Raw genomic sequence first — 21,586 nt, 5'->3', positions numbered from 1 at the left:
CCGAAGTAATTAAACTTCAAATGCACCCAAGTGTATGTGACGATACGTGTGTGTGTTAAAATAAAATTGTGTTTGCCTTAAATACAAAAAATCATTTAAGAATTTATTTGTAAAAAGACGGCGCGCTTTATACCATATTAAAATTAAATACTCAACGTCGCGTGCAAAATTTGTTCGGCGATAAATGTTAGAAACTCAACTTTGGAGCCTCAATGAGCGCTATTATCAAGACCCCTGAAGAAATAGAGAAAATGCGCGTAGCTGGGCGCTTAGCGGCCGATGTACTTGAAATGATCGGCCCTCATGTAGTGCCGGGTGTTACCACCGATGAGCTAAATACACTTTGTCATGATTATATTGTTAATGTGCAACAAGCAATCCCTGCTCCGTTAAATTATCATGGCTTTCCAAAATCAGTTTGTACGTCAGTTAATCATGTTATTTGTCACGGAATTCCAAATGACAAAGCATTAAAAGAAGGCGACAGCGTAAATATTGACGTAACTGTCATTAAAGATGGCTACCACGGCGATACTTCTAAAATGTTCCACGTTGGTACACCAAACATCCAAGCTAAGCGTCTTGCAGAAGTAACACAAGAAAGCTTATACCTTGCTATTAAAATGGTAAAACCAGGTGTGCGCTTAGGTGATATTGGCTCTGCTATTCAAAAATATGCAGAAAGTTTTAATTACTCTATTGTTCGTGAATATTGCGGCCACGGTATTGGCGCAGGATTTCATGAAGAACCACAAGTAATGCACTACGGTAAAGCGGGTACTGGCGAAACTTTAAAAGCGGGCATGTGCTTAACAATTGAACCAATGGTTAATGCGGGTAAACGCCAATGTAAGCTACTTAAAGATGATTGGACTGTAGTAACTCGCGACCGCAGCTTGTCTGCACAGTGGGAACATACTTTATTAGTGACTGAAAATGGTGTTGAAATTTTAACGCTACGATCAGATGATACTATCGACAGGATCATAGAACACTAATAATAAATAAGAAATTAGGAGCCAGCCCACGTGGCATTACCCAACAAAGTAAAAAAGTTGCTCAGCGATGCAGAGCAACTTAGTGATTATCGCGATTGTTCTAGCTATTTTTATAAATGGTTACATAACGAATTTTCTAAACAACCGGTTGGGAATTTAATTAATGCCCGGGCTGAGTTTATTGACCGCCTACTAATTAAGCTTTTTCATGTTTACGACTTAGCGCGCGAACCTGATTTAGCACTAATAGCAGTAGGCGGATACGGACGTGGCGAGCTACATCCCTACTCCGACATCGATTTTTTATTGCTTGTAACTAAACCACCAAGCGAAGAAATATGCGAAAAAATAGGCCAGTTTGTCACCATGCTATGGGATCTCAACTTAGAGATTGGCCACAGCGTGCGCACGATAGAACAAGCCATTGAGCAAAAACGTGAAGACGTTACTTTTGCCACCAGTTTACTCGAAAGCCGCCTTATTTTTGGTAATCATATTGAGTTTGAAAAACTCAAAACGCATATTCTAGAAACCCCCGTATGGCGCTCCGGTGAGTTTTTTACTGCCAAAGTTCAAGAACAAAACTTACGTCACAAAAAGTGCCACGGCACCGCGTATAATCTTGAGCCAAACATTAAAGAAAACCCCGGTGGCCTGCGCGACTTGCAAACCATTATTTGGGTCGCAAAAAAGCACTTTAGAACCGAAACTCTGCAAGAGTTAATAAGTCACGGCTACTTAACCCATGAAGAGTTTCAAGAGCTTTCAGAGTGCCTAGAAAACCTATGGAATATTCGCTTTGCACTGCATTTAGCTGCAGGTCGGGCTGAAAACCGCTTATTGTTTGATCATCAACCACAAGCCGCCGAAATTTTAGGTTTTGGTAGCGACGGTAAAGCCTCTGTTGAGCGTATGATGAAGCGCTTATTTAGAATAATGAGCCGCGTTCGCGAACTTAACCAAATGCTACTTTCATACTTTGAACAAAGTATCATGCCCGAAAGTAGTGAAAAAACGGTGATAGTACTCGACAGAAACTTTGAGCAAGTGGGTCATCAAATACGCGTAAAAGATCCATCTGTATTTTTTAGACGTGACCAGCTTTTTGTATTGTTTGAGCACATAGCAGACAACCCTGCAATAACGCATATTTACCCAAGCACTATTCGTACAATCCGCCAAGTACGCCGCCGTTTATTGGGGGATTTACAAGATTATGCAGCCTGTCGTGAAGCTTTTTTACGCTTAGTTAAACACCCTAATGGTATGGGCCGCGCATTTACGTTAATGCACAAACACGGCATGCTTGCCGCCTACTTACCGCAGTGGCGTAATATATTCGGACAAATGCAGTTCGATTTGTTTCACGCCTACACCGTAGATGAGCATACTCACAAATTAATCAAAAATATTTACGAATACTTTGATAAAACTGGCATTAGCGAGTTTCCTATTTGTAGTGAAATAGTCACTCGAATGGATAAACCAGAGCTACTTTATTTAGCCGGTATATTTCACGACATTGCTAAAGGACGAGGGGGAGATCACTCAGAACTTGGCGCTGTTGATGCTATAGCCTTTGCTAAATTACATGGCTTTTCATCCTCTGATGCAAAATTAGTAGCATGGCTTGTAAGTAACCATTTACTTATGTCGGTTACCGCGCAGCGTAAAGATATTAACGACCCTGCTGTAATAAAAGACTTTGCAACACGTATTAAAACAGAGCGCCAACTCGACTATTTATATTGTTTAACCGTTGCCGATATCCGTGCAACCAACGACAACTTATGGAACGATTGGAAAAACACCCTACTGCGTGAATTGTACTTGCACACGCAACGCGCGTTGCGCTTAGGGCTCGAAAACCCAATGGATCAACGCGACCAAATTCGCGATAAAAAGCACCAAGCTAAACAACGTCTACTCAACTTAGGTTACCCTGAGAATAAAATTGATTTAATTTGGAGTCGCTTTAAAGCCAATTACTTTACCGCCTTTAGCGAACAGCAAATATCGTGGCAAAGTGAGCATTTATTAACTAGCACCGATTTAAGCCAACCCAGTGTAATTGTATCTAACAAAGCAATGCATGGTGGTACACAAGTATTTGTATACAGCCCCTACTCTGGTGCGCTATTTGCGAGATTAGTGAGTGTAATTGGCTCTAAAAAAGCACAAATACAGCACGCGCAAGTACTGACCACAAAAGATGGTTACGTCCTGTTTAGTTTTGTAATACTTGAAGTAAGTGGCGACCCTATTGCAAGTGGTCGAGCGCAATCAATTAAACGCGGGCTTGAGCAAGCACTTAGCGATCCACGTAAAAAAATTCGCTTTAAAAAGAGCCGCTCTCAACGCTTTAAAGATTTTAATATTAAACCTAAAATTGTGTTGCGCCCACATGCACGCAAAGACCGTAGCTTAATAGAAATTCAAGCCGTCGATATACAAGGTTTACTAACCAAAATAGCCGAAGTTTTCCAAGCGCATTTACTACACATTCACGCTGCCCGTATTACAACAGTAGGTGAACGTGCAGAGGATTTCTTTGTTGTATCTAATAACGAATACCAAGCGCTGACTGATGAAGAGCAAGCAAAAATTCATCAGGCATTACGTAAAAAATTCAACGCCGAAACAGAATAGAGGACACACATGTCAGATTTAAAAACGATGATCGAAAACGCATGGGACAACCGCGATAGCATTAGCCCAAGCACAGTATCAAGCGACGTAAAACAAGCTATTATCGACGCACTTGATTTACTTGATAGCGGCGCAGCACGCGTTGCTGAAAAAATATCAGGTGAATGGGTTGTACACCAGTGGCTTAAAAAAGCAGTGTTACTGTCGTTTCGTATTCGCGACAACCAACCAATGAACGACGGCGTAAATCAGTTTTACGACAAAGTACCGCTTAAATTTAGCGACTACACGCCAGAGCAATTTCAACAAGGCGGTATGCGCGTAGTACCAAACGCTGTAGCACGTAAAGGCAGCTTTGTAGGTAAAAACGTAGTACTTATGCCATCTTATGTAAATATTGGCGCATACGTTGACGATGGCACCATGGTTGATACATGGGCGACTGTAGGCTCGTGTGCACAAATTGGTAAGAACGTACATTTATCGGGTGGCGTTGGCATAGGCGGTGTTTTAGAGCCTCTACAAGCTAACCCAACCATCATTGAAGACAACTGCTTTATTGGCGCTCGTTCTGAAATTGTGGAAGGCGTAATTGTTGAAGAAGGCGCAGTAATTTCAATGGGCGTTTACATCAGCCAAAGCACCCGTATTTATGACCGCGAAACTGGCGAAATTCACTACGGCCGCGTACCAGCAGGCGCAGTAGTTGTACCAGGCGCACTACCGTCAAAAGATGGTACTCACAGCCTATACGCTGCAATCATCGTAAAAAAAGTAGATAAGCAAACACGTGAAAAAGTAGGTATAAACGCCCTACTACGCTCAATTGATGAGTAATAGTCGATTGGGTTGAGTGAAACGAAACCCAACGATACGTTGAAGTTAAGTGTTTTAGCTAAACTTTAATTATATATAGAAAGCTCTAAGCCCTTTGGTTTGGAGCTTTTTTAAATTCTTCTAAATGAAGTTTTAGTACTAGACACTTCTACATCAAAATTTAATGAACTCAAAAAAGACTTTAAGCCTTTAACAGCTAACTCATTATTTTCTGATGGTCCTATTATAATTTCATCAATTGAATTTTTAGGAAAAGGTATCGCTCTATATGGGGCTATAATGCCAGACTTTAGGGTTCTGTAGCATAAAGGAAAAAACTCTTTCACTCCATTTTCAAGCTCTATAAAATCAATATTAGAGGAGTCTATAAAATCAAAATAACCCTTTTCAGTATTTTCATTTAATGAGACTAAACCAGGGTAAAAAAGAGTAAAACGATACTCTTCTTCATATTCGAACGCTTGATCTTTTATGCTAGCAATCTTAAAAATCGCTTCATTAAAAATTTCAATTGCAGCAATAGCACATTTTTCATTTAGGTCATTTCCATTTAAATTTGGATCTAACACATAACTTAAAACCTCAGGCAGATAGTGTTCTTCAATTAAAGAATGAAGCATTTCCTCAGTTGGTTGGTAATCAACATCATCATAGCCACTCAAAAGTTTTCTTTGCCTAAAGTACTCATCATCAAATAGCTTTTCTTTATTAAACTTTATGCAATATGAAGTTTGCTCTGACCCGTAAGTTAGCCAGTGGTTTAGGCTATCACGCTTAGTTGTAAATGAAGTGGTATAAATTTCATCAATGGTATTATTATCAATTATATTCCATAGAAAATTTAAAAAATGATTTGCGAGATGCACGTCCTTACTTCGCATTTCTTTTTGGGTAACATCTAAAGGTATATTTTTGTGTTTGGCATAAATTTCTTCGAGTTTGATTTGTGAAAACTCAGACAAACTCCCTCTGAGTGATTTTATTCTATCAATACCTTGCTTTATTTCTCTAAAATCATTTAGATACTCTGCGTTAGTAGCCCATAAACTTTTGCTCTCTAAAATTCCCTTTAAACCATCTGCAGAAGTGTAATGATAAACATATTCCATATTTAAAATCCCAAGTAATGTTAATCTTTAGTTTAACCTTGATAAGTGGCAACAATAAAATTTGATAATCTTAAACAAGAGACTGAATTAGCCAACACACCCAAGATATAATAAGGTAGTAAAGTATAATTGAAAGTTAGCAATTAATATTAAGGATTAATATGACAAAAACTGCTTTACGCTCAACTATTTTGCTACCGGTATTTTTACCTGCAGTGGTTATTATTCTGCTCTTGGTAATTGGTACAATTAGCAACCCTGAACTCGCAGGGCAAGTATTCAGCGTTACCCTCAAGTGGATAACAGAAACCTTTGGTTGGTTTTATATGTTATCAGTCGCTATTTTCTTAGTTTTCATTGTTTGTGTAGCAGCCTCCAGCTGGGGAAATATCAAGCTGGGCCCTGATCATGCGCAGCCGCAATACAGTTTCGCTGAATGGTTTGCTATGCTATTTTCGGCCGGTTACGGAGTCGCATTACTTTATTTTGGTGTAGCAGAGCCCGTGCTCCATTATGCATCTCCGCCCGCAGGCGCAGCAGAAACCGTCGACGCTGCCAAGCAAGCTATGCAAATTGCATTTTTTCATTGGGGTTTTCACATATGGGCAATCTATGGGATTGTCGGTTTAGTCCTTGCGTATTTTGCATTTCGTCATGGCCTCCCACTGTCGATTCGCTCAGCGTTGTATCCACTTATTGGTGATAAAATATATGGTCCTATTGGTCACACTGTTGATGTGTTTGCCATATTAGGCACGTTATTTGGCATTGCCACAACGTTAGGACTTTCCGTTACCCAAATTAATGCTGGGCTGCATTATTTGTGGCCAAGTATCCCTATTAATACCACAGTACAAATTACTGCTATTGCCATTATTACCGCAGCAGCTACTCTCTCAGTAGTGGCTGGGATGGATAAAGGTGTAAAGCGCTTATCTATTGTAAACATGACTCTTGCAGTGTCGTTAATGGCCTTTGTATTTTTTATTGGCCCTACTATTCATATTCTTGAATCGTTTTTACAAAATACCGGCAGCTACCTTAGCGGTATTGTTGAGCGTACTTTTAATTTACAGGCGTACAGCCGTAGTGATTGGATTGGTAACTGGACCCTATTTATATTTGGCTGGACTATTGCTTGGGCACCCTTTGTTGGCATGTTTATCGCTAAAATTAGCCGCGGCAGAACCATCAGGCAATTTGTTGTTGGCGTGATGCTAGTCCCGACTATTTTTACCTTTTTATGGTTTTCTGTGTTTGGTGATACCGCGTTAAATCTAATAATGAATGAAGGGTTCAATACTTTAATTACTGATGTTCAAGCAAACCAAGCTGTTGCATTGTTTCAGTTATTTGAGGTGTTACCGTTATCATTTATTATTTCGCTACTTACCGTTATTCTAATCATTACCTTTTTTGTTACTTCGTCTGACTCAGGATCATTAGTTATTGATTCTCTCGCCTCTGGAGGTAATATTAATACACCCGCATGGCAACGCGTGTTTTGGGCTGTGCTAGAGGGCGCGGTGGCTGCTGTTTTATTAGTGGCAGGTGGGTTAAGTGCGCTACAAACTATGACTATAGCCAGTGCCTTACCCTTTGCGATTATTATGCTTATTGCAACCGCTGGGCTTTGGCGAGCACTCACCATTGAAGGCCATCGCGATACTAGTTTACAAGCACATGCGCTTAATGGCCGTAATATTAACTTATCTCATTGGAAGCGCCGTTTAGCCGCCATGGTTAATTACCCCAATAAAGAAAAAGTACACACCTTCATTAGTAGTGTGGTAGTACAAGCAATGCAAGCCGTTCAGGCTGAATTAAAAGCGCGACAATGGCATGCAGAGGTTGATTTTGATACCGACTTAGGCCGTGCTCATTTAACTGTGCTACGCCATGAGCATGTTGATTTTGTGTATGACATTCGTCTAACCGAACACCCTATGCCAAGCTTTGCCTATTCTGAGCTGAAACCTGAGATTGATAACATCGAAATGTATTACAAGGCTGATGTTTTCTTACGCCGTGGTGGGCAATCTTACGATGTGTATGGTTACAGTGAAGATGATATTGTGAAGGATATTCTTGATCAATTTGAGAATTACTTACACTTTTTAGGTAACAGCCCAGGTGAACTACCTTGGGATATGGCCGAACACGATGACATGTTAAATAGCGATAAACCTTAAATAAGCATCGTATTTAATACACAATTATTGCAATAAAAAAGGCACTGAAAAGTGCCTTTTTAGTTCGCTCAATTAATTTTTAACTACAGCGCGTTAAATACGTCGTCTGTTTTAGCTGCGCAAATAAAGTCGTTTTTGTGTAGGCCTTTAATTGAATGGCTCCACCATGTGACGGTTACTTTGCCCCACTCGGTTAGTAGACCTGGGTGATGGCCTTCGTCTTCTGCCATGTCGCCTACTTTGTTAGTAAACGCGATAGCCTGTTTGAAGTTTTTAAATTTATAAACACGCTCAAGCTGCATAATGCCGTCACGTACTTCTGGTACCCAATCTGGGATTTTAGTAATTAATTGTGCTAACTCTTCGTCAGATACTTTTGGCGCATCTACATGACAGGCTTCGCATTTTTGTGCACTTAATGAAGACATTCTAAATCCTTACTTTTAGCTTTTTTAGCATTAATGTTTAACTGGCTAATTTTTCTTTTGGTGGAAATTTTGGGTCGTGCAAACCAAGCTCTTTAGCTCGCTCAACCAAAGTCATAATATCCATTTGCGATATATCAAACAGATCATGAATCGAATTTATGGTGTAGTACTGTGGCTGCATAATATCAATACGGTACGGCGTACGCAGTACATCAAGCACATTCATTGGGCTAATTTCTGGCGTGTTTGAGTATACGTACTGAGTTTCACCTGGGCTTGATAAAATACCGCCGCCGTAAATACGCAGGCCGTCTTCGGTTTGCATTAAACCAAATTCAACTGTAAACCAGTATATACGCGCAAGGTATACACGGTCCTTTTTCTGCGCTGCGTAACCTAATTGTCCGTACTTGTGCGTAAACTCGGCAAAGTCAGGGTTAGTTAGCATGGCGCAATGGCCAAATATTTCATGAAAAATATCTGGCTCTTGTAGGTAGTCAAATTCTTCGCGGCTACGAATAAATGTAGCTACCGGAAACTGCTTGTTTGCCAGTAATCTAAAAAACTCATCAAAGTCGATAAGCGCAGGTACTGGCGCGACTTGCCAACCGGTAGTGGCTAGTAACACTTCGTTTAGTTCGCTTAACTGCGGAATACGATCGTGCGGCAGGTTAATCTTTTTTAACCCTTGCATGTACTCGTTGCAGGCTTTGCCTTCAATGCATGCAAGTTGACGCGCTACAAGCTCAGACCAAATTTTATTTTCTTCATCACTCCAGTGTATAACACCATTTTCGTCTGGTGTTTTGGATGTGTATTTACTTGCTTTAGCCATAAGTACCTTCTTGGGTGTGAGCCCTAAATCGGTGTCAGTGTGATACTCAAATCTATTGAATATCGAATGACCCCATACTATGCAAAAGTGAAGAAAAGTTTAATAGATAGACTAACATCAGTATTTGGGACGATCACCACTATCGTAAATTTATAATTACACCTATGGCAATCTAAAAATACAGACCTTTAAATAAAGGCCTGTAGCTTGCCTTTATGTGTATACAATTAATTACACCTAACCAATTTCAGTAAAAGCTTGGTCTAAATCACTAATAATGTCGTTAACATCTTCAAGCCCAACCGAGAGTCTGATCAGCCCATCACTTATTCCAGCGGCGGCTCGTTCCTCTGGCGTATAAGGCGAGTGAGTCATAGATGCAGGATGCTGAATCAGTGTTTCAGCGTCGCCGAGGCTTACTGCAAGTGTACAAAGTTTCATACTATCAATAAATTGTGCGCCATCTTGTAGCGTGCCTTTTATTTCAAATGCAATAACACCACCAGCGGCTTTCATTTGGTTGCCAATAAACTTATGACCTGGGTGCGATTTAAGCCCTGGGTAATATACGGTACTTACTTGTGGGTGCGCTTCTAGATATTGCGCTATTGTTTGTGCACTTTGACAATGGCGTTCTATTCTAATGGCGAGTGTTTTTAGGCCTCGATTAATTAGCCATGCATCGTGCGGGCTTATGGTTGCACCAATGTCTTTTAGTACGGTCATTTTAATGTGTGTTATGTGCTCAAGCGATCCACATACAATACCGGCGACTACGTCTCCGTGACCATTTAAGTACTTGGTCGCACTGTGCATTATAATGTCGATACCGTATTTTTTTGGTGATTGCAGGAGCGGCGTTAAAAAGGTGTTGTCGACCACACTAATTAAGTTGTGCTCTTTAGCAACTGCGCCAATAAGTGCCAAATCAATAACCGCCATAGTGGGGTTGATTGGCGTTTCTACAAATATCATTTTTGAATTAGGTTTGATGGCAGCGCGTAGTTCGTCCTCGTTGGTCATATCAACAAAAGTGACTTCGATTCCCCAGCGCGGCAACATATGCGAGAAAAACGCAAAGGTACAACCATATAAAGCACTTGAGGCAACAAGATGATCTCCTTGCGATAAAAAGCTCAGTACTGAGGCAGATACAGCCCCCATACCTGTTGCGGTTGCAGCTGCTGCTTCACAACTTTCTAGTTGAGCAACTTTTTGTTCAAGCTCTGTGGTTGTGGGGTTTCCTAAGCGCGTATAAATATAGCCAGGTTCGTCGCCTGCAAAACGCGCAGCACCTTGTGCGGCGTTTTCAAAATGAAAGGTAGAGGTTTGATACAAAGGAGAAGTGAGTGCCCCGTGCGGGTCGTTTGCTTTTTGTGGTCCGTGAATACACTGGGTGTTTATATGATGCTTGCTCATTGTAGGCTCATTTTTTTGATTATTATGTTTTTGCGATTCAACAATCAAAACGTATGCGCTTACAAACAGCAAGCATGCCGGATGCTCAGATGGCTATTTGTGTAAAAACCGTGCAGCGCACGTTTGTACACAAATATTGCCACCAGGGCGTGTTGACCTTTGCGGATTGAAATTTGTTCAATCCAAGGAAGATTAAATCGCGGCGCGAGGTTTGTAACCTAGTGGGCTCGGTAACTGCTCCTGCGTTACCCTACTGGCTTACATCCATGTAAGAATAAGTAAAACCGAGCAAAGCTTCCGCGTCCTGCTCACGCCCCTTACCTACATCCATGTAGGCAACAAAGAGTAAATAGCCCCTAGGAAGAACCCTTTGGGCAGCGCCTGTTTGGCATTAATGCTACGTTATCACCTATTTATGGGGAATAACCACACTACATAGGCTCTGCCTTGCCTAAATACCAAACAGACTGCTGCAAATTCAACCATCAAAGATAAACACGCCCTCGTATTTTACTGCGTTGACTCCGCCTTTTTACGGCTCATAATTTTACCTGCGATGCTTTGCACAGTGCCTTTTAGTAAGCTGCGTTTGTTTTCAAGCCGTGGTAATGGGCGACTAAGCTCCATTGCTTTGTAACCAATACGCGCTGTAAAAATACCGGCGCTGACCCCTTGCGCAGCTCGTCCCGAAAGCTTACCTAAAAGCTCAGCACTTAGTGCAGTTGCAGCAAGGTCAGATACAAGCTCTGCACTGCCAACAAACATTACTTGTTTTATCAACATACGGTAAAGCTTTATACGGCTCGCGTAGCCAAAACCAATGCCGTAAATTTTACCAATTTGTTCTATTAACTTAGTACCACGCCAAAGCACAGCCATCATATCCACCAGCGCAAGTGGGCTTAGGGCAACTAGCAGTGCAGATTCAGTCGCAAAACGATTTATAAGCTTTTTAGCTTTGGTGTCTTGGGTTATTAATAAACTGTTGGCGTACAGCGTCATTATTTCTTTGTCGCTGTGATGCATCGCTACTTGGTTTTTAAAGGTTTCAAAGTTATCAAGCTCTTGGTGTTTATTAAGCTTTTCGAGCCAAGGTAATGCACCGCCTACTTGCTCGCTGTTTAAAAGCCTGTCGGCTTCAACTCGGTGCAGCTGGTTACGCTTTAAACTGCGCAGCATTCGGTACTCTCGCCACAATAAGCGCCCTATTAGCAGTACGCCACTTACAACCGCGGTTAAATAAACACTGCCTAAAATAATTGACTGCTCGAAAGCAAATACTAACGAGTACGCAAACTCTAAAAGCACCAGTACTATAAAACTAATAGCAAAAACACCTTTAAGTGTTTGCCACTTTGACTTTTTATATACAGGCTCTAGATCTATTTCTGGCTCTAGTGCTTCATCTTCAAGTTCTTCGTAATCACTTTGCCCGTGCTGAATAATTTTTGCAGGTGCTAAAACGGGTTCGTTTTGCTCAATGCTTTGCGTATCTATACGACGCCCTGCTTGAAATGTTTGGTTTGACTCACTCATGTTAATTTGTCTCCTAGCAGGTACTGCATGACATGATCTAATCGAATATGTTTTAGTTGTTTATCGGGGCTCGGCATTGGAGAGAACGATAAAAACTCAAATCCCTGTGCTGGCCACTCATTTTTATTAAGCATCCGCGAGGGAGGTTGCGGCGGTAAATACGTAAGCCAATCTGGCTCGTTTAGCGGTTTACCATAAATACAGTCAAGCGTTTGGCCTTTGTCGGTAATCTGGCGCGGCTGCGTTGCTGTGATTGACGACATAGCCATGGTTTCTATTTTTACACCATCAAACTTTAAATGATTACTTTGCTCATGCACGAGCGAATCAAGTAGTAGTGCTAAATCTTTATGGTGTTTTGCACTTATGTGATCTGATTTATTAGCTGCAAATAATATTTTGTCTATGTTGGGCTTAAATAAACGTTTAAAAAAGCCCGACTCACCGTAATTAAAGTGTGCGAGTAATTGGTTTATTACACTGCTTTGCTCTTGGAGTGTTTCGTGCCCTTCGTTTAACGCACTAAGTACATCTACAAGTACGATTTGGCGATCGAAGTGCCTAAAATGCTCATTATAAAATGGTTTTACGACTTCTTTTATATAGGCGTTAAAACGCTTAATTAAATGCGCTAAATTAGAACCCGCAACGACATCGTCACTGTTTATTTCACCCGATACCGGAAAAAACAATAACAATGGCGCGCCTTGTAGGTCGCCAGGCATTAGCATGCGCCCAGGTTGTAACATGGCAAGTTTGGTGTCTTTTTTAAGCCCGACTAACATGCTTTGATAAAGCTGAGCAATATGGGCAAGTGCGTTTTCATCAACGGGGGCGTTTAAGTCAAGTTGATCAACGGCTACTAAAAAGTCACTTGATGTGTTTACGCGCGAAGGCTGAGTTAATAACGGATATTGCTGCTCGCACCATTGAGAATAGCTTTGCTCAAGCATAGGTAAATCAAGGAGCCATTCACCCGGGTAGTCAATAATATCTAAATAAAGCGTTGATTGCGGCGAAAAGTGCCCACGCAGCCCTGCATTACTTTGATACTTTATTGCCAAGCGCAGCGTATTAATACGCTCGGTAGATGCAGGCCATGTAGGCATCCCATCGCTGGGTAATAAAGTATTGAGTGCTCGAGGGTAATTAAACGTAGGGACTTTTAACGCCTCTTGCGGCACAACTTTAGTGGCCACATGGCGGTGCTCGCGCATTACATCAAAAAAAGGTAAGTTTTTATCGTCCGCTTGGGTTGTTAAGTGTTTAACAAGCGCGGTAATAAAGGCAGTTTTACCACTACCACTTAGGCCAGTTACGGCAAGCTTTACGTGTTGGTCTAAACTGCGATGAAGGGCTTTTTGTGCTTTGCCTTTAATGCTTTTAAAGGTCTTTTTTGCAAATGATTGGCTCATAAAGTGTCTTGCACCTAATTTGCCGTAATTTATCACGCTGCAAATAAGGTGCTATTAAATCCTTTAAAGTTTGTTAATTTCACGGCTCACCGTAAACTCGCTTGAAGTTACATGGCGCTCCATATCTTGAAGGCGAGTATCTACACGCGTTAAACGCTCTTTTAAATCTTGCAATGCGCGGCGCGGCGGCTCGCCTTTTTGCCATACTTTAAATTTTACTTCTAGCGGATCATCAGTTTTAGTTGAGCTTTTTGTTTGCGCTGTTGCGGGCTCTTTTTTATCTAAAATGAACCAGGCTGCAATATACGCTACCACAAATAATGGGCCACCCGTTAGCAGTACCGCACTAACAAATATAATGCGAACTAACCATAACTCCATATTAAAGTAGTCACTTAATCCCGCACACACACCGGCTATTTTACCGCGTTGTGGGTCTCTTAATAATTCGCGTTTGGCACTCATACTTTGCGTCTCCATTGTGGTGACTCTTGATCAAGCAATGCTTCAAGTGTTTCTAATCGATCAGCCATTTTTTCAGCTTTGTGTGCAAGCTCAAGTAATTGGCGATGTTCGTGCTCACTTAAACCTTGGCTTACTTGTTTCTTGCTACGGTAGTGCAAAATTAGCCACAGCGGAGCAACAAAAATCATAAACAAGATAAATGGTGCAACTAATATCTCTGGATCAAACATAATCCTCTCCTGACAATCCGTTTTGATGTTTTTAAGCTGGGGCACAAGGGCCCCATATATTTTTATATGTAATTATTTATCAGCTAACTTCTTTTTAAGTTCGGCTAGCTCATCATCTATCTTTTCATTTTTTTGTAGATTAGCAATTTCATCCGCTAACGTCTTTTTACCTAAATCGTACGACTCAATTTGAGATTCTAGTCCATCAATTTTGGTTTCGTAACGTTCAAAGCGGTTAAGTGCTTCTTCTACTTTTGAGCTATCAAGTGTCTTTTTCACTTCAAGGCGCGACTCAGCCGAACGTTGGCGAAGTATAATCGCTTTTTGACGAGATTTAGCATCTGCTAGCTTTTCTTGTAGCGTCGTTACTTCTTGCTGTAATTTCTCAATATGAGACTCTACATGTTCAAGCTCACTCGCTACTGAAGCAACTGCATCTGCCGACTTTTGCTTTTCAAGTAAGGCTGAACGCGCTAAATCGTCGCGGTCTTTACTTAAAGCCAGTTCGGCTTTATCTTGCCAATCACTTACCTGCGCTTTAAGTGTATCTAAGCGGCGTACAATTTCTTTTTTCTCAGCCAATGTTTTAGCTGATGTAGAACGTACTTCAACAAGCGTATCTTCCATTTCTTGAATAATCAGACGAACCATTTTTTCTGGGTCTTCTGCTTTATCTAAAATGGCGTTGATATTAGAATTAACAATATCTGCAAAACGTGAAAAAATTCCCATAACATTTACCTCTGTAATTAAAACTTAGTTAGTCTGCTATAACTAGTATCAATATGCTTGCCAACTTTTTAAAAGTTAAAATACACTTTATTTTCATTACGTTAAACTAAATATACAAATTTCTTTAGTTATCCCTAATTATGAAATACACTAACTGTTAGTAAAAATGACCAAGAGTTAGGAAATATGAGCCAATATCGCCAACAGGATAATTTACTCGGCCAATCAGATAGCTTTCTGTCTGTATTAGATCAGGTATCGCAACTGGCTAATTTAGATAAACCGGTACTTATTATTGGTGAACGCGGCACAGGTAAAGAGCTAATAGCAGCACGCTTACACTTTTTATCAAAACGCTGGGATCAAAACTACGTAAAGCTTAACTGTGCAGCGCTTAACGAAAACCTACTCGAAAGTGAATTATTTGGCCACGAAAGCGGTGCTTTTACGGGGGCAAGTAAACGTCACGAAGGTCGTTTTGAACGCGCTAACAGCGGCACACTGTTTTTAGATGAATTAGCTAATACCTCAGCTATGGTACAAGAAAAACTGCTGCGCGTTATAGAATACGGTGAGTTTGAACGTGTTGGCGGCAAACAAACTGTAAAAGTAGATACCCGCTTAGTGTGTGCGACAAACGAAGATCTTCCTTATTTGGCCGAGCAAGGTGAATTTAGAAGTGATTTACTCGATCGCCTTGCCTTTGATGTAATTACCCTACCACCACTGCGCGAACGCCAAGACGATATTATGCTTCTTGCTGAGCAGTTTGCGATGAACATGGCGCGCGATTTAGAGTGGGAACTGTTTAGCGGCTTTACCCGAAGCGCAACAGAAACACTGCTTAGTTATGATTGGCCTGGTAATATTCGTGAACTTAAAAATGTGGTTGAACGCAGTTTGTATCGCCACGGTAGTGAACATATTCCCGTTCACCAGATTATTTTAGACCCATTCGATAGCCCATTTAGACCAAAAGCGCGTATTAAAGCACCTGTAGCGGCTCAAACGGTTAATGCAGAGCCTATTGTTGTTACGCCGCCGGTTACTCAAGCAAGCAATGATTCAGCCGTTGATATTCAATTTCCGTGCAGCTTAAAAGAGCATTCAAACGACTTTGAAATAAACATGATTAATAAAGCACTCGAACATAGCCAATTTAATCAAAAGAAAACTGCAGAAGTACTTGGTTTAACGTATCATCAATTACGTGGTTATCTTAAAAAATACAACTTATTGGATCAACAATAGTCAGAGGTTATGCGGGTGCATAAATTATTACTTGTTTTGCTTACCACCACTTTAGTTGGTTGCCTTGATAGCAAAGAAGAAATCATAGAAGAAAAAAACCAAGGCTTAGTTTATTGCGCTGAAGCTAACCCTGTGTCGTTTAATCCGCAAGTCACGACCACCGGTTCAACTATTGATATAATTGCTAACCAATTATACGACCGCTTAATTAGCATTGACCCTGTTACGGCAGAGTTTCAAAGTGAGCTGGCGACCGATTGGAAAATTAGCAAAGATGGTAAATCGGTTACCTTTACCCTGCGTAAAGATGTAAAGTTTCATACAACTTCTTATTTTACCCCATCGCGGGACTTTAACGCCGACGACGTTATATTCACCTTTAGCCGATTATTCGATGTATATAATCCATATCACTTTGTGGGCGATGCCGATTACCCGTATTTTCAAAGTGTAGGAATTGATCAACTTATTCGCAAAATTGTGCGCGTGTCTGACTACCAAGTCCGTTTTGAATTGTTTAATCCTGAAAGTAGTTTTTTAGCTAATATGGCTACCGACTTTGCCGTGGTGCTTTCAGAAGAATACGCCATGAAACTTAAGAAAAATAATCAAAAAAACTTATTTGATCAGTACCCTATTGGCACCGGCCCGTATATTTATAAAGAATACCGCCGAGATCATCTTGTGCGCTTTTACCGTAACCCACTTTATTGGAAGCATGACGTTGCACTTGAGCAATTGGTTTACGATATAACCCCTAACGGCACTACGCGCATAGCAAAAATGCTGACTAAAGAGTGCGATGTAACGGCTCATCCAAGTAGTGCACAATTGAGCATTTTAGCGCAACGCGATGATATAAACGTCGAAAAAGAAACAAACTTAAACATAGGTTATTGGGCATTTAATACAGAGCGTGCTCCGTTTGACGACTTACGCGTACGCCAAGCGCTTGCGCACGCAATAGATGTAGATAAAATAATGCAGGCGGTTTATTACGGTAACGGTACTCGCGCACAATCGATTTTGCCGCCAACCTCTTGGGCATTTGAGCCACAAGAAGATATACCTACATTTGATCCAGAACTTGCTAAAAAATTACTTATTGAAGCAGGGTTGCCTAATGGCTTTGATATGACGATATGGGCTATGCCTGTGAGTCGTATTTATAATCCCAACGCACGTAAAATGGCTGAGCTTATGCAAAGTGATTTACGCAAAGTAGGCGTTAACGTCAGTATTGTAGAATATGAGTGGAATACGTTTATTCAACGTATTGGCGAGCATAGGCACGACAGTGTATTACTTGGTTGGGCCGCAGATACACCCGACCCTGATAACTTTTTTAGCCCGCTGCTGAGTTGCACCGCTACTTTTAGTGGCAAAAACCCTGCAAACTGGTGTAATCCCCAATTTGATTTATTGCTTACTAAAGCACTAGACACCACTGATTTAAACAAACGTAAAAAATACTACGAAGATGCACAAAGCTTAATTATTAAAGAGTTGCCGTTATTACCAATTGCTCATGGCTTGCGCTTTCAAGCAAGTAGCGCTGATGTGGAAGGCATAACACTTGGCCCGTTTGGTGCTATTTCGCTTGCTAATGCGAGGAAAAAATAATGATCTTAGATTATATTTTACGTCGCCTTGGTTTGTTCTTTTTTATGATACTAATGCTCAGCGTATTTACGTTTTCACTGGCGTATTTATTTCCCGGTGATCCGCTAAGTAATTTAAGTGGCATACCAAGTGGTAACTTTGCACAGCATAGTAAGCTTGAGGATAAATATTTATACAACAGCAATTACTTTATGCAATACATTGCCTTTTTAGGGAGAATATTTCAAGGCGATTGGGGGCTTTCATTTGCCTCTGGTAACAGCGTGTTTAGCCATATTATTGACTTACTACCGGCTACTTTAGAGCTAAGCGTATATGCATTAATTGTATCGGTTGTTATTGGTGTACCTACTGGCATTTTAGGCTCTGGCTATCATAAACGCTGGCCCGACAAACTTATAAACTCTGTCACTATGGTAGGTTATTCAATGCCTGTGTTTTGGCTCGCATTGTTGTTAATAATGGTTTTTTCATTAAAGCTTGGCTGGTTTCCTATGTCGGGCAGAATGGGCCTCCTTTACGAAATACCCGCCAGTACAGGGTTTATATTAATTGATATTGCTCTAGCTGGATTTCCATATAAAGGGATGGCCTTTGTTGATGCGCTGCGTCATTTAACACTCCCTACTATTGTATTGGCCATGTATCCAACCACGGTATTAGTGCGCTTTACTCGCGAGTCTATGCTTAAGGTAATGGATCAAAACTTTATTAAAACAGCTAGGGCAAAAGGCCTTAACCGCCGTCAACTTATCATGCACCATGCACTGCGTAATGCTCTACTACCGGTAATTAAGCAAATTGGTTTGCAATTTAGCACCTTGATAACACTTGCGATGATTACTGAAGTTATTTTTTCTTGGCCGGGTATTGGCCGATGGTTAATCGATAGTATTTATCAGCGCGACTTTCCTGCAATTCAAGGCGGATTAATGGCGGTGTCTTTATTTGTTATTTTAGCCTCTATTACAGCTGAGCTTACTTACACTTTATTCGATCCACTCTCGCGGAATCAGGCCCATGGCAAAGTTTAATTTATTTTCTGAAGAGTCGAATAAATCGCCACTTGCGCGATTTTGGCGCAAATTTAAAAACAATCACCCAGCTTTGGTTGGTTTATGGATATTTATGGCGTTTGCATTATTGGCCGCCACAGCTCCTTTTTTAGCGCCCTATGGCGTAAACCAACAGCATAGTGATGCACTACTCATACCGCCCTCATGGCGAGAAATGGGCGATGTACGCTTTATTTTAGGCACCGATGATTTAGGCCGTGATGTACTCTCGCGCTTAATGAATGGTGCAACATATACGTTTGGACTTTCTGTTGTAGCTGCCCTAATCACGACCCTGTTTGGTGTATTAGTGGGGACTTTTGCAGGGATTAGTAAAGGGTTGCGTTCAAGCTTTTTAAATCATTTACTTGATATAACACTTTCTATTCCTTCTTTGTTATTGGCCATAATAATAATCGCCATACTCGGTCCTGGTTTAATGAATACCGTATGGGCAATTATTTTAGCGTTACTACCGCAATTTATTCACTCGGTGCGCAACCTAATTGTTGATGAATTAAGTAAAGATTACATTACTGCGTTTAGACTCGATGGCGCATCTAATTGGCATATAATATCGCGCGGTATTTTCCCTAATATTTATGAGCATATTGTGGTTATATTCACGATGGCGCTTTCTACTGCGATATTAGATATTTCAGCACTGGGATTTTTAAAATTAGGGGCTCAGCCACCAACGACCGAATGGGGCGCAATATTAGCCGAAAATCTAGGCCTTATTTATTTAGCGCCGTGGACTGTAGCGCTACCTGGTGTACTGTTATTTTTAGCCGTGTTATCTACTAATTTAGTAGGCGATGGCCTGCGACAAGTGCTAAAAGCACGTAAGGCTGATTAAATGCAATTACTCGATGTTCGTAACTTAACAATTGAACTACGTACCTCTGAAACTGTAATTAGAGCTGTAGACAGAGTGAGCTTTAGCTTAAAAGAAGGTGAAGTACATGCGCTTGTGGGCGAGTCTGGCTCTGGCAAAAGCTTAATAGCAAAAGCGATTATTGGTGTATTAAACGAGCGCTGGGATATTACTGCCGACCGTATTCATTGGCGCGGCGTAGACTTAATGCGTTTAAGCCCAGAGAAACGCCGTAAAATAGTAAGCCAAGATATAGCGATGATCTATCAAGATCCAAGTCGCTGCCTTGACCCAACCGCTAAAATATTTGACCAAATTGCCGAAACACTCCCAGAGGTCGCAACTAAAGGTTTCTTTTTAAAACGCAACCGAGAGAGAAAAGACAGAGTAAAAGCGCTTATTCATAAGGTGGGTATTAAAAACCACGAAGCGGTACTAAGTAGTTACCCTCATGAGCTCTCTGAAGGCGTATGTCAAAAAGTAATGATTGCGATGGCCATTGCTCGCACGCCTAAACTTTTAATCGCTGATGAGCCCACTACAGCGCTTGAGAGCACAACTCGCGCACAAGTATTTAGGTTACTAAAAAGCTTAAATCAACTTAAAAACATGTCTATTTTGATGATCTCTCATGAACTGGAAGAGATTGCACATTGGTCGCATGGCATTCATGTTTTATATTGCGGGCAAATGGTTGAAGCAGGCCCAACCCATGAAATATTTAAACAGCCTCGCCATCCATACACGCAAGCATTACTAAAAAGCTTGCCAGACTACGAGCAAGGCTTAGCACATAAAGAACCTTTTTATGCGCTTAAAGGGACTATCCCTACCCTGCAACATTTGCCCATTGGCTGTCGCCTTGGGCCGCGTTGTCCGCAAGCACAAAAAGCCTGTGTGGTTACACCAGCCCTAACTAAGCATCATGGTCATAGTTATGCGTGTCACTTCCCGTTAATTAAGGACATGAAGTAATGCAACCACTGTTAAAAGTACAAGCACTTTGTAAAACCTTTAATGTGCGAGCTGGGCTTTTTTCACGTAAAAAGTTTGAAGTCCTTAAAAACATTTCATTTTGCGTAGGTAAAGGTGAAAGCATTGCCATAATTGGCGAAACAGGCGCAGGTAAAAGTACGTTGGCAAAACTACTTTCAGGAGCTGATAGCGCTGATAGCGGGCAAATTTTGCTCGAGAATAATATTATCGAAGATAATGGCGTACGCGATAATCAATGTCGCCATATTCGTATGATTTTTCAAGATTCTGCTGCATCGCTCAACCCGGGCTTAACCATTGGCGAAATGCTTGATGATTGCCTGCAATATAATACTGAACTTGATGCTAGTGAACGCACTGAAAAGATTGATGCAACGCTTTCTAAGGTGGGTTTGTTAATCGATCATAAACACTACTACCCGCATATGTTTAGCGTGGGGCAGTTACAACGTGTAGCGTTTTCTCGTGCATTAATTTTAGATCCTAAGGTGATTGTACTTGATGAAGCTGTTTCGTCTTTAGATCCCTCTATACGGGCGCAAATAGTAAACTTGTTACTTAAGCTGCAGCGCGATACAGGCCTTACGTATGTGATGATCACTCATCATTTAAGTTTAGTACGTCACATTAGTGATTTTGTAGTTGTACTTGATAAAGGCGAAGTGGTTGAATACGGTCCTACTGAAGATGTTTTTCAAAACCCTCAATCAAAAGTAACGCAGCGTTTATTAAGCTGCTAAAGCAGATTATAAATACCTAACTTTTTTGTAAGGTAACCGTATTTAACTAGGTCTTCTTGTTAATTGTATTTAATTAACAAGTGACTATGGTGTCAATTCCTAATTTCAAACCATTTTAGGATCCCACATGACACCATCCCTCACCATAGAATTTATGATTACTATAAGCTTTCTTATACAGGCAATAATAGCCACTTTT

Annotated in this window: 19 protein-coding genes; 10 read left to right on the top strand and 9 right to left on the bottom strand. The window is 40.9% G+C overall.

Features of this window, described 5'->3' with window-relative positions:
* The first annotated feature begins 212 nt into the window (after positions 1-212).
* From map to dapD, 3 genes are read left to right on the top strand one after another with little or no spacing between them, the layout of a single operon-like run.
* Positions 213-998 (top strand): type I methionyl aminopeptidase, encoded by a 786-nt coding sequence (map, locus tag H5092_RS14630; RefSeq protein WP_002958322.1) that lies wholly within the window; start codon positions 213-215, stop codon positions 996-998.
* 30 nt (positions 999-1,028) lie between these two features.
* On the top strand, positions 1,029-3,647 hold the full coding sequence (gene glnD / locus H5092_RS14625) for a [protein-PII] uridylyltransferase (RefSeq protein WP_002958323.1): 2,619 nt from the start codon (positions 1,029-1,031) through the stop codon (positions 3,645-3,647).
* A 9-nt stretch (positions 3,648-3,656) separates the two neighbouring features.
* Entirely contained in the window at positions 3,657-4,484 is an 828-nt protein-coding gene (gene dapD, locus H5092_RS14620; protein WP_002958324.1) for a 2,3,4,5-tetrahydropyridine-2,6-dicarboxylate N-succinyltransferase, read from the top strand.
* Between the two features lie 110 nt (positions 4,485-4,594).
* Here the strand turns inward: dapD and H5092_RS14615 are convergent, their stop codons facing one another.
* Positions 4,595-5,593, bottom strand: coding sequence for a DUF2971 domain-containing protein (locus tag H5092_RS14615; RefSeq protein ID WP_024596500.1), 999 nt, complete (start codon positions 5,591-5,593; stop codon positions 4,595-4,597).
* A gap of 161 nt (positions 5,594-5,754) precedes the next feature.
* On the opposite strand from H5092_RS14615, the gene H5092_RS14610 reads away from it, so the two are divergent.
* Positions 5,755-7,785, top strand: a complete 2,031-nt coding sequence (locus tag H5092_RS14610; RefSeq protein WP_024606267.1) for a BCCT family transporter — start codon at positions 5,755-5,757, stop codon at positions 7,783-7,785.
* Positions 7,786-7,868: 83 nt separating this feature from the next.
* Here the strand turns inward: H5092_RS14610 and H5092_RS14605 are convergent, their stop codons facing one another.
* The 8 genes from H5092_RS14605 to pspA all read right to left on the bottom strand — a co-directional run bounded on the left by H5092_RS14605 (position 7,869) and on the right by pspA (position 14,845).
* Positions 7,869-8,213 (bottom strand): 4a-hydroxytetrahydrobiopterin dehydratase, encoded by a 345-nt coding sequence (locus tag H5092_RS14605; RefSeq protein WP_002958326.1) that lies wholly within the window; start codon positions 8,211-8,213, stop codon positions 7,869-7,871.
* Positions 8,214-8,250: 37 nt separating this feature from the next.
* A complete protein-coding gene (phhA, locus tag H5092_RS14600) occupies positions 8,251-9,048 on the bottom strand; it encodes a phenylalanine 4-monooxygenase (protein WP_002958327.1) in 798 nt (265 codons plus the stop codon).
* A 237-nt stretch (positions 9,049-9,285) separates the two neighbouring features.
* Complete coding sequence (megL, locus tag H5092_RS14595; RefSeq protein WP_182724531.1) at positions 9,286-10,467, bottom strand: methionine gamma-lyase; 1,182 nt, start codon at positions 10,465-10,467, stop codon at positions 9,286-9,288.
* A 510-nt stretch (positions 10,468-10,977) separates the two neighbouring features.
* Positions 10,978-12,003, bottom strand: a complete 1,026-nt coding sequence (locus tag H5092_RS14590; RefSeq protein ID WP_182733795.1) for a TIGR01620 family protein — start codon at positions 12,001-12,003, stop codon at positions 10,978-10,980.
* Entirely contained in the window at positions 12,000-13,418 is a 1,419-nt protein-coding gene (locus H5092_RS14585) for a YcjX family protein (protein ID WP_182197824.1), read from the bottom strand. Before H5092_RS14585 ends, H5092_RS14590 begins: the two co-directional genes overlap by 4 nt.
* A 63-nt stretch (positions 13,419-13,481) precedes the next feature.
* Positions 13,482-13,883: an envelope stress response membrane protein PspC gene (pspC, locus tag H5092_RS14580; RefSeq protein WP_024596503.1), complete on the bottom strand. Its 402-nt coding sequence runs from the start codon at positions 13,881-13,883 to the stop codon at positions 13,482-13,484.
* Positions 13,880-14,113: an envelope stress response membrane protein PspB gene (gene pspB / locus H5092_RS14575; RefSeq protein ID WP_024596504.1), complete on the bottom strand. Its 234-nt coding sequence runs from the start codon at positions 14,111-14,113 to the stop codon at positions 13,880-13,882. Before pspB ends, pspC begins: the two co-directional genes overlap by 4 nt.
* 72 nt (positions 14,114-14,185) lie before the next feature.
* Positions 14,186-14,845: a phage shock protein PspA gene (pspA, locus tag H5092_RS14570; protein WP_007376832.1), complete on the bottom strand. Its 660-nt coding sequence runs from the start codon at positions 14,843-14,845 to the stop codon at positions 14,186-14,188.
* Positions 14,846-15,031: 186 nt separating this feature from the next.
* Here pspA and pspF point away from each other — a divergent pair, with 186 nt between their 5' ends.
* The 6 genes from pspF to H5092_RS14540 are packed head-to-tail and all read left to right on the top strand — an operon-like array spanning position 15,032 to position 21,387.
* Positions 15,032-16,096 carry a phage shock protein operon transcriptional activator gene (pspF, locus tag H5092_RS14565; protein ID WP_024596505.1) on the top strand — a complete coding sequence of 355 codons (1,065 nt, stop codon included), beginning with the start codon at positions 15,032-15,034 and terminating at the stop codon, positions 16,094-16,096.
* A 15-nt stretch (positions 16,097-16,111) separates the two neighbouring features.
* Positions 16,112-17,719 carry an ABC transporter substrate-binding protein gene (locus H5092_RS14560; RefSeq protein WP_024596506.1) on the top strand — a complete coding sequence of 536 codons (1,608 nt, stop codon included), beginning with the start codon at positions 16,112-16,114 and terminating at the stop codon, positions 17,717-17,719.
* Positions 17,719-18,753 carry an ABC transporter permease subunit gene (locus tag H5092_RS14555; protein WP_182733794.1) on the top strand — a complete coding sequence of 345 codons (1,035 nt, stop codon included), beginning with the start codon at positions 17,719-17,721 and terminating at the stop codon, positions 18,751-18,753. Before H5092_RS14560 ends, H5092_RS14555 begins: the two co-directional genes overlap by 1 nt.
* Entirely contained in the window at positions 18,740-19,633 is an 894-nt protein-coding gene (locus H5092_RS14550) for an ABC transporter permease subunit (protein ID WP_002958337.1), read from the top strand. Before H5092_RS14555 ends, H5092_RS14550 begins: the two co-directional genes overlap by 14 nt.
* Positions 19,634-20,626 (top strand): oligopeptide/dipeptide ABC transporter ATP-binding protein, encoded by a 993-nt coding sequence (locus tag H5092_RS14545; protein WP_002958338.1) that lies wholly within the window; start codon positions 19,634-19,636, stop codon positions 20,624-20,626. It abuts the gene before it with no gap.
* Positions 20,626-21,387 (top strand): ATP-binding cassette domain-containing protein, encoded by a 762-nt coding sequence (locus H5092_RS14540; RefSeq protein ID WP_002958339.1) that lies wholly within the window; start codon positions 20,626-20,628, stop codon positions 21,385-21,387. Before H5092_RS14545 ends, H5092_RS14540 begins: the two co-directional genes overlap by 1 nt.
* The last annotated feature ends 199 nt before the right edge of the window (positions 21,388-21,586 follow it).

Origin of the sequence: Pseudoalteromonas sp. SR41-7 (genome assembly GCF_014163935.1) — a bacterium.
In the GTDB taxonomy this organism is placed as follows: domain Bacteria; phylum Pseudomonadota; class Gammaproteobacteria; order Enterobacterales; family Alteromonadaceae; genus Pseudoalteromonas; species Pseudoalteromonas distincta.
The sequence above is the reverse complement of the archived record's forward strand: the minus strand, read 5'-3'. Positions and strand labels throughout refer to the sequence as shown.

What these genes read in the sequence shown, in the direction of transcription:
- pspF (WP_024596505.1), top strand. Translation starts at nt 15,032, where the DNA reads ATGAGCCAATATCGCCAACAGGATAATTTACTCGGCCAATCAGATAGC.
- pspC (WP_024596503.1), bottom strand. Translation starts at nt 13,883, where the DNA reads ATGAGTGCCAAACGCGAATTATTAAGAGACCCACAACGCGGTAAAATA.
- H5092_RS14610 (WP_024606267.1), top strand. Translation starts at nt 5,755, where the DNA reads ATGACAAAAACTGCTTTACGCTCAACTATTTTGCTACCGGTATTTTTA.
- pspB (WP_024596504.1), bottom strand. Translation starts at nt 14,113, where the DNA reads ATGTTTGATCCAGAGATATTAGTTGCACCATTTATCTTGTTTATGATT.
- map (WP_002958322.1), top strand. Translation starts at nt 213, where the DNA reads ATGAGCGCTATTATCAAGACCCCTGAAGAAATAGAGAAAATGCGCGTA.
- phhA (WP_002958327.1), bottom strand. Translation starts at nt 9,048, where the DNA reads ATGGCTAAAGCAAGTAAATACACATCCAAAACACCAGACGAAAATGGT.
- H5092_RS14605 (WP_002958326.1), bottom strand. Translation starts at nt 8,213, where the DNA reads ATGTCTTCATTAAGTGCACAAAAATGCGAAGCCTGTCATGTAGATGCG.
- H5092_RS14550 (WP_002958337.1), top strand. Translation starts at nt 18,740, where the DNA reads ATGGCAAAGTTTAATTTATTTTCTGAAGAGTCGAATAAATCGCCACTT.
- H5092_RS14540 (WP_002958339.1), top strand. Translation starts at nt 20,626, where the DNA reads ATGCAACCACTGTTAAAAGTACAAGCACTTTGTAAAACCTTTAATGTG.
- H5092_RS14585 (WP_182197824.1), bottom strand. Translation starts at nt 13,418, where the DNA reads ATGAGCCAATCATTTGCAAAAAAGACCTTTAAAAGCATTAAAGGCAAA.
- H5092_RS14545 (WP_002958338.1), top strand. Translation starts at nt 19,634, where the DNA reads ATGCAATTACTCGATGTTCGTAACTTAACAATTGAACTACGTACCTCT.
- megL (WP_182724531.1), bottom strand. Translation starts at nt 10,467, where the DNA reads ATGAGCAAGCATCATATAAACACCCAGTGTATTCACGGACCACAAAAA.
- dapD (WP_002958324.1), top strand. Translation starts at nt 3,657, where the DNA reads ATGTCAGATTTAAAAACGATGATCGAAAACGCATGGGACAACCGCGAT.
- H5092_RS14615 (WP_024596500.1), bottom strand. Translation starts at nt 5,593, where the DNA reads ATGGAATATGTTTATCATTACACTTCTGCAGATGGTTTAAAGGGAATT.
- H5092_RS14590 (WP_182733795.1), bottom strand. Translation starts at nt 12,003, where the DNA reads ATGAGTGAGTCAAACCAAACATTTCAAGCAGGGCGTCGTATAGATACG.
- pspA (WP_007376832.1), bottom strand. Translation starts at nt 14,845, where the DNA reads ATGGGAATTTTTTCACGTTTTGCAGATATTGTTAATTCTAATATCAAC.
- H5092_RS14555 (WP_182733794.1), top strand. Translation starts at nt 17,719, where the DNA reads ATGATCTTAGATTATATTTTACGTCGCCTTGGTTTGTTCTTTTTTATG.